General features: G+C 46.7%; 6 protein-coding genes. 4 read left to right on the top strand and 2 right to left on the bottom strand.

All coding sequences use genetic code 11. The annotated features are described in order from the left end of the window. Positions 1–141: 141 nt before the first annotated feature. A complete protein-coding gene (locus IDJ77_RS26540; RefSeq protein WP_191192026.1) occupies positions 142–2,595 on the bottom strand; it encodes a TonB-dependent receptor plug domain-containing protein in 2,454 nt (817 codons plus the stop codon). A 182-nt stretch (positions 2,596–2,777) separates the two neighbouring features. Between IDJ77_RS26540 and IDJ77_RS26535 the strand changes: the two genes are divergently transcribed. After that, on the top strand, positions 2,778–2,996 hold the full coding sequence (locus IDJ77_RS26535) for a zinc ribbon domain-containing protein YjdM (protein ID WP_191192025.1): 219 nt from the start codon (positions 2,778–2,780) through the stop codon (positions 2,994–2,996). A gap of 96 nt (positions 2,997–3,092) precedes the next feature. Further along, a complete protein-coding gene (locus tag IDJ77_RS26530) occupies positions 3,093–3,326 on the top strand; it encodes a hypothetical protein (protein ID WP_191192024.1) in 234 nt (77 codons plus the stop codon). 17 nt (positions 3,327–3,343) lie between these two features. Here IDJ77_RS26530 and IDJ77_RS26525 read toward each other — a convergent pair whose 3' ends face one another. Then, positions 3,344–4,000: a metal-dependent transcriptional regulator gene (locus IDJ77_RS26525; protein ID WP_191192023.1), complete on the bottom strand. Its 657-nt coding sequence runs from the start codon at positions 3,998–4,000 to the stop codon at positions 3,344–3,346. A 124-nt stretch (positions 4,001–4,124) separates the two neighbouring features. Between IDJ77_RS26525 and IDJ77_RS26520 the strand changes: the two genes are divergently transcribed. Continuing rightward, complete coding sequence (locus IDJ77_RS26520; protein WP_191192022.1) at positions 4,125–6,584, top strand: TonB-dependent receptor; 2,460 nt, start codon at positions 4,125–4,127, stop codon at positions 6,582–6,584. Between the two features lie 684 nt (positions 6,585–7,268). After that, entirely contained in the window at positions 7,269–7,874 is a 606-nt protein-coding gene (locus tag IDJ77_RS26515; RefSeq protein ID WP_191192021.1) for a GIN domain-containing protein, read from the top strand. Positions 7,875–8,021: the final 147 nt, after the last annotated feature.

The raw sequence follows: 8,021 nt of genomic DNA, 5'->3' as shown, positions 1-8,021 counted from the left end.
GGCCTTAAATTATCAAACACCACAAACAGTTCATCAACAAAAAATGCTTGCCAGTTTTACCTGACAAGCATTATATTTAGTTCATTAAAATCTGTCAACCTATTTCAGGACGACTCAGAGGCTTTTTTCTGCCGGATACGCTTACTCCTTTACCTGGTAAGTAAACTTAGCGGCGCCCGCAATGCCACTGTTATTTATACCTTCAATAATTATTTGGTACTGCCCGGTGCCATCGGCATTATAAAAATCAAAGCTGGCGTTGCCGTTTTTATCGGGGCTTATCTCCGGCAGCCAGTAGATTGTGCTGCGGAGGTCTGGGCGGGTGTGGTCGTTGATGTGGTCGTATTTGGGGGCGTAAAATTCGCGCGCTTTGTAAAACCCTGTAATGGTTAAGGGTAAAACACCACGGGATATAATGTCTTTTTCAGTTGTCCCCGCACCCTGTTTAGTTGTAATAATGAGCACGCCATTACCACCACTCATACCGTATATCGAGGCACTTGCATATTTAAGTACCTCTATTGTCTCTACATCACTGGGGTAAATGTCATTTATAACAGCGTACTTTCCTTCTCGCTGTACACCGTCAACAATCACCAACATCGGGCCACTTCCGATTTGCATTTTTGGGGCACCACCAGCAGGTTCATCCGATTTTGAAAAGTATACTCCTCCAATACGCCCTGCAAGTGCAGTTGCCAACATGCCCCCTTGTGGAAGCGTATTTCCCTTTATCATCACATCTGCATTACCGGCACCAGCCAGGCTTTGTGTGCGGTATGCGGGTTTTTTTACTGCTTGTATTTTCACCTCTTTCAGCTGGATGCCTTTGCCATAATATTTCAAAAACTGCTCGTGCTGGTTTTTACTATTTTGCAGATAGGCCTGGATGATTCCAGACGATGAAGTATCAGTGCTTGCATAGAATTTAATATCAACCGGCGGCCTAAATTCGGGGATGTAGGTTAATTCGGTGTTGTTTTTGCCTTTAGCATTCACGGCGTTTAGCACAAAACGCGTACTATCATAAAACACCAGGTTACTAAAATTAAACACGCCTTTGCTATCGGTCTTTTCGCTTAATAAACCACCACCCGCCTGCGGTATAAGCGTAATTAAACCGTTATTGAGGGGCTTACCCCAAACAGATTTGGCAAGGCCTGTTATATTTAATGATTTCTCGGCAGGGTCCGTTGGTGGCGGCATATCGTTATTGGCCAATGCCTTCCAGGTAAAGCGACGGTAGCCGTGGGTAAGCATCACCAGGTCGAGCTCTGAGCGCTTTTTATCATCCGTATTATTAAAGTAGTAGCCGGGCTCCTCTATATTACCTTTAAGGCAGGAGGTAAGCAACAGGTAGGTCAAAATATTCTCTTCCTTATCTTCATCAACCAATACTTTGCCCCTGTCGATAACCGCCACCGAAAAGTGTGCCGGCGCGGCATCAAAATCTGTATCCTCCACATGCAGGCTTACCTTTACCTGCTCCCGCTGCTTGTATTCTTTTTTATTGGTGGCAATGCTTACATCCAGTTTATCATCCTTATTAATAAACACCAGCCGCTCGCAAAGCGGCTCGCCTTTTGATGAAAGAAGCGTTATTTGCGTAATGCCCGAATGCAGCCCCGATTTTTGGATATCGAAACGCATATCGGGGCCGTCCATCACGTCAGAAACCGTGGTAAGCCTGCCGCCCGAATAAATGAACAGGCCAAGCGGCTGGTTTTTATTCTGCTCGTAAAAAGCGGTTGATGGGTTTATATGTACCGATATTTTTAAGGTGGAATCGTAAACAGCAACTGCTACGCCATCGGGCCTGGCTGGTGGTAATGCTACGCTTGCCTTGCTGCCGTCGGCGTAAACAAGCTCGGCGTGGTAAGTTTCGCCGGCAATGGGCGTAATACTAAACACGCCCATGCCCAGGTGTACCGATGAGATTTTTGCGACAGGCTGGTTACTATTATTCAATACCGTGCCGCTGACGTTGACACCGCCGCCGCGGGGTACAATGGCTTTAAAAGCTATTTTTGAGGGAACACCCGTCACCATGTCGCCGCCTTCAGGAAAGAATTGTATATCGGGCAACGCGGCTGCCGTGTTTTTGTTTTTGGGGAGAGCAGCCGCTGCCTTTGTCGCCGCAGGTTTGATAATAGCCCCGATAGGTATTACTCTGTCGAAAAACAACTCGTTGCCATAATTCTGCATCAGTTTGGTATAGGCACGCACGCGGTAATTACCGCCCGGGAGCGAATCGGGTAACGCGATGTCGCCCCAGGCAAGCCCGTCGATTACTTGTAGCTTTATAGCTTTGAGGATTTTGTTTTGCGGGTCTATCAGGTCGGTATACAAAACGCCGCTAAGTGGCGACAAAGCATTTTTTTCACCTGCTATCACATAGGCCTTAAAGTAAATGGTATCGCCTGCCGCGTAATACGGTTTATCAAAATGGAGGTAAGCCTTCTCTATTTCATGCTGATCGAGAAATGTTTTCAACCGCGAGGTCTGCCCCTTTAAGGTTGTAGACTTGTCCGTTTGCGAAAAAGCACAGCTTATCGAAAATAAAATACAGGCGACAAAGGTGAGCATGTTTTTCATAACGGGTTGTTTAGGTAACGAGGTGATTGGTTTTATCGGCAAAGACTCTGCTGATTTTAAGCAAGTTAAATAAATATTATGGGTAAATAAAAATGTATTTACGAGCGGCGATAGAACCATGGGCGATGGGTAAAGCCGCAAGCGCCTTTATTACTTAAAACTATTCTGCGTAGCTTCGCCCTATGAGTGATTTTATAGTAAAAGACAGCAACGGTAACCAACTGAACGATGGCGACAGTGTAACACTAATAAAAAGTTTAAAAGTAAAGGGTGGCGGCACTACGCTAAAGCAAGGCACGCTTGTAAAAAAGATCCGCCTAACGGATAATGAGGAGGAGGTGGATTGTAAGGTAGATGGTATGAGCATTGTGCTGCGTACCGAGTTTTTAAAGAAAAGGTAACATTTCCCCGGGCGCCGGGCCACTTATCCCGCTGGTAATTAACTTTATCTGTTAATTTAATATTAATTGTAATCTATTTTTGTGTACCTTTAAAATATGGCAACACCCGAAAACCGCAAACTCATAATCCCGCTGATGATCTTCATCGGGATGGTTGCTGTTGGTGTTAATACCATCAACAAGGCCATCGATTCCCACCAAACCTGGCGTTTAGTGATAGCAGTTATCCCTACACTGATGTTCAGCGCGGCTACTATTTTGGTGATCATGAAGTACAAATACGAAAGCAAGGAGCATGAAGAAGGCTCCGAGAACAGGCTCGACCAATAAAAGCCGCCCGCTTTTATTTACATATCTATCAGGATATTCTCCCCAAATTTTTGCGAAACCGTTGTGCGTTCGCCGCCGCCAATGCTGATCACCAGCGAACCATCAAACTGTATCTTCTCTACCAGTTGAATTTTTGTGCCGATACTGATGCTCAGCTTTTGCAAATACTGTAAAAAAGCGCTTGTGGTATCTTTTACGGCTGCCACGCGGCAATGCGTGCCGGGCTTAACATCCGCAAGGGTGATGGAGTGGCGTTTGGCCATTTTACCGTTTGCTTTGGGTATCGGGTCGCCATGCGGGTCGTACTCCGGGAAGCCCAGGAACTTATCCAGCCTGTCGGCCAGGGTGGCATCTTTTATATGCTCCAGGTCTTCGGCAATATCGTGGATCTCGTCCCAATGGTAGCCCAGTTTTTCCAATAAAAAAACCTCCCAAAGGCGATGGCGGCGCACAATGAGTGTGGCATCTTTTTGCCCCTGCGGGGTAAGTTCCACGCCTTTTTTCTTATCGTAAATGATCAACTGCTTATCGGTAAGCTTGCGGATCATATCCACTACCGATGCCGGGTTGTTGCCCAGCCACTCGGCAATGGCTGTAGGCGTAATTTTTTCGCCCCTATCCTGCCAAAGGCGGTAAATACATTTCAGGTAATTCTCTTCCGATAGCGTATGCATGCTTTTTTATTGGGTAATACAAACATAAACAAAAAATGGTCGCCATAAATAAAATTAGTCTTGCCTAATTTTATTTATTTAGTTTATCATTTTTTATTGATACGTTTGTGCAAAAATAATATCAATGCGCTATCTAATACTTGCAATATGTATCCTTTGTGTATCAACCGCTTTTGCGCAAAAGGCGAGTTTAACAGGCCGGGTTACCGCCAACAATACGCCGTTGGCTTATGCATCGGTTATGCTTGCGGGCACCAGGCACGGTGCTACTACCGATCAGCAGGGCTTTTACGAAATTAAAAACCTCACCGGCGGGCAGTACCTGGTGGTGTTCAGCAGTGTGGGTTATTACCCCGAAAGGATAAAGGCCACCGTAGCCGATGGCACGGTTGCGGCCTTGAGTGCCGATTTAAAAGAAGGCAGCTCAAAACTGAACGAGGTGGTAGTAACCGGTGTTTCGCGCGCTACCGAACTGCGCAGCAATCCGGTTCCCATTGCTGTAATGACCAAGGCAGACATCGACCAGCATGTGAACAACAATATCATTGATGCTATTATCAAAGGCGTACCTGGTGTTACTGCAGTTACCACGGGGCCAAATATCTCCAAACCCTTCATCAGGGGACTGGGTTATAACCGAGTGTTAACCTTGTACGATGGCATCCGCCAGGAAGGGCAGCAATGGGGCGACGAGCACGGGATAGAGATAGACCAGTATGGCATCTCACGCGCCGAGGTGATCAAAGGGCCAGCAAGTTTAACTTACGGCTCGGATGCGCTGGCGGGGGTGATCAACCTGATCCCCTATATCCCCAATGGCGATGAAGGCAAGTTAAAAGGCGATTTTGCTACCGATTACCATACCAATAACGGGCTCATTGGCTCTTCGCTTGGCTTATCCTACAAAAAAAACGATTGGAAATACGCCTTCCGCATCACAGGGAAAATGGCGCATAATTATCAGAATAAAATTGACGGACCGGTGTATAATTCTGCATTTCGCGAGTACATCGCCTCGGGCATGGTACGTACCGATAAAAAGTGGGGCTACTCGCAATTAGCCGCTACCATTTATAATAACCAGCAGGAGATCCCCGATGGCAGCCGCGATTCGCTTACACGCAAATTTACCAAACAGGTTGCTGAGGGGTCGAACGACGATATCAAGAACCGCCCTTTTGCGCCAGAGGATTTGCTAAAATCATATGCCATAACGCCGCTGCACCAGCACATTCAGCATTACCGCATCTACAGTAAAACTGAGTTTAAACTGGGCGATGGCGTGCTGGATGCATCTATTGGCGGGCAGCAAAGCGTGCGCCGCGAGTATAACCACCCAACGCAGCCGCAGCAGGCGGGCTTGTATGTTACGCTCAATACGCTCAATTACGATCTGAGATACAGTCCGCCGGTCTTTGCCGGTATCGAAACTTCATTCGGCGTAAATGGCATCTATCAAACCAACCGCAGCAAGGCTGCAACGGATTTTCCTATACCCGATTATAACCTGTTCGATGTGGGCGGTTTCTTCTTCGCAAAGAAAACCATTGGCAAAACAGATATTTCGGGCGGCATCCGATACGACACCCGCAACATCCGCTGGGATGATTTTTATGTGGGGCCAAACGCGGCCAACGGCTTTGAGCAAAGAGTAGCTGCCAATACGCCCGGCGGTCGGTTGCAGTTCCCCAATTTTAACCATAACTATCATGGTATCTCCGGCAGTTTGGGCCTTACCTATAACCTGAGCGAAAACCTGTTGCTGAAGGCAAACATAGCCCGGGGATATCGCGCACCAAACATTACCGAAATTGGGAGCAACGGGCTCGATCCCGGTGCGCACATTGTTTACCTGGGCAATCGCAGCTTTGTACCCGAGTTTAACCTGCAGGAAGATCTTGGCTTTATTGCCTACCTGAAAGACGCCGACATCACCGCCGAGATATTTAACAACCAGGTGCAAAACTACATCTATCAATCCAGGCTGGATGACGAGAACGGCAACCCGGTGATCATCGTCCCCGGCAACAGCACTTACCAGTACCAGCAATCTAAAGCACGCCTTTACGGCGCCGAATTTAGCTTTAACCTGCACCCGCACAACCTGAAATGGTTCAGCCTGAATAATAGCCTGGCTTACGTAGTGGGGTTAAACCAGAATGAAAAGCTTATAGCGCAGTCGAACGGTGCGGCCAAGTACCTGCCCTTTATCCCGCCGCTGCATATCCGCTCGGCTTTGGCTATCAAACTGCAAGGCACGTACGGGATTTTCAGCAAGGTTACCCTCCGTGCCGAGGCGGATATATATTCGGCCCAAAACCGTTTCTACGCCCTCAACAATACCGAAACCGCAACACCGGGCTATACGCTCATCAATACCGGTATCAGTACCACAGTAACCCACAAGGGCGGCAAGCCCTTGTTTGACCTGTTTCTGCAGGCCGACAATTTATTCGATGTGGCTTACCAGTCCAACCTCAACAGGTTGAAGTATTTCGAATACTATGACAGCTCGCCAAATGGCCGATTGGGCATTTACAACATCGGGAGGAATTTGAGCTTTAAGGTGATCGTACCGTTTTAGCCCCCGAGCACCGAAGTGTTTACTTCATTATTCGATATTGGACATTCGGTGTTCGATGTTAAATTCTCTTTAATTCTTAGTCTCCCGGCTCAAACCGCTGTTTGTCTCCCTCCTTCACTACATCTGTTCCGAAGATTAAAAAAGCGGGGGAATGTGCGGTTTCCCTCTTGAGAGGGGTGGAGGGGTGTGTTTCTGCCCGATGCATTTCGTAATTGCAGGATGGCTAACACACCCCTGCCATGGCACAATCCCGCGCGCCCCCTCTTGAGAGTAATAGCCCATCATTAGACAGGCGGGTAATTCATAAGACGTTCCGCAGGAACGTTAGAGGGTTCTTTGGCATTTTCTACCCATAAAACATCCCGAAGGGATGAAAAAACAAAATCGTTCCGTAGGAACGTCTCATGGGTAGAAAAAACAACGGCAATTTTTACGTTCCAGCGGAACGTTTTATGGAATCTGTCTAATGATGGGCTATTACTCTCTCAAGAGGGGAACAAAAATAATCTTCCGAATATTTATGCATCTTTTCGCCGACCCTTTTCCCGCGTTCACCGATATAATCACGCCATACATCTATTAGGCCAAAAACTGCTGTAACGGATCTGGTTTGGGGGCGTCATATGTGTGTATTTAATAAAACGAAAAACACAAAAAGCACTCACAATCAAAATATTATCAGTCATGAAAACTCAATTTTTAACCATAGCAACCATCCTTACTTTAGCCTTAGGTACAGTAACAACAAGCTTTGCCGCAACCAACAACAACCAAGAAGAAGTTAGTACGATGCTTACCAACGTAAGCCAGATCAAAAAGATCGAGATCCGCGGTAACGTACAACTGTTCGTATCAGACGGCACTGCCGACCAGATAAAGGTTTACAACAAATACTATGCAGAAAGCGCGATGGTACAAAACGACAACGGTGTATTGCGCATTGCATCATACAACGCAAAAACATTGGTTGTTTGGGTAACCGCTGCCGACCTGCGTGCAATATCTGCATACGATAACTCCGAAGTTAAATCTTTCGGTAACCTGTCTAAGATCGACCTGAACGTTGACTTATTCAACAATGCATCGGCACAATTAAACCTGGATGCTTATAAAGCCAACATCACCGTAAACGACCGCGCCAAAGCAGATATAAAAGGTAACGTTAACGAATACACTTTAACTCACGACCAGTCTGCAACCGTAAACCAAAGCGAACTGGTTGCAACCACTACACAAGAAAAAGTGACCAACAAATTCGTAGCTGCCACCAGCGATATGGCAACATTGTAAGCACTACTTTGCAAGAGTTCAATATATATTCTACAGCAGCCACCGTGTAAGCGGTGGCTGTTTTGGTTAAAAGAAAAAACCTCATCAACATTCGTTTAAAAATTTCTAATTTGATTTGTGGCTAAAGAGTGCCAACTTCGCAGTCCC

Origin of the sequence: Mucilaginibacter pankratovii, from assembly GCF_014773265.1 — a bacterium.
In the GTDB taxonomy this organism is placed as follows: domain Bacteria; phylum Bacteroidota; class Bacteroidia; order Sphingobacteriales; family Sphingobacteriaceae; genus Mucilaginibacter; species Mucilaginibacter pankratovii.
The sequence above is the reverse complement of the archived record's forward strand: the minus strand, read 5'-3'. Positions and strand labels throughout refer to the sequence as shown.

Bases quoted from the DNA above. Each gene is read 5' to 3' on its own strand.
- IDJ77_RS26540 (WP_191192026.1), bottom strand. From the start codon at position 2,595: ATGAAAAACATGCTCACCTTTGTCGCCTGTATTTTATTTTCGATAAGC.
- IDJ77_RS26535 (WP_191192025.1), top strand. From the start codon at position 2,778: ATGAGTGATTTTATAGTAAAAGACAGCAACGGTAACCAACTGAACGAT.
- IDJ77_RS26530 (WP_191192024.1), top strand. From the start codon at position 3,093: ATGGCAACACCCGAAAACCGCAAACTCATAATCCCGCTGATGATCTTC.
- IDJ77_RS26525 (WP_191192023.1), bottom strand. From the start codon at position 4,000: ATGCATACGCTATCGGAAGAGAATTACCTGAAATGTATTTACCGCCTT.
- IDJ77_RS26520 (WP_191192022.1), top strand. From the start codon at position 4,125: ATGCGCTATCTAATACTTGCAATATGTATCCTTTGTGTATCAACCGCT.
- IDJ77_RS26515 (WP_191192021.1), top strand. From the start codon at position 7,269: ATGAAAACTCAATTTTTAACCATAGCAACCATCCTTACTTTAGCCTTA.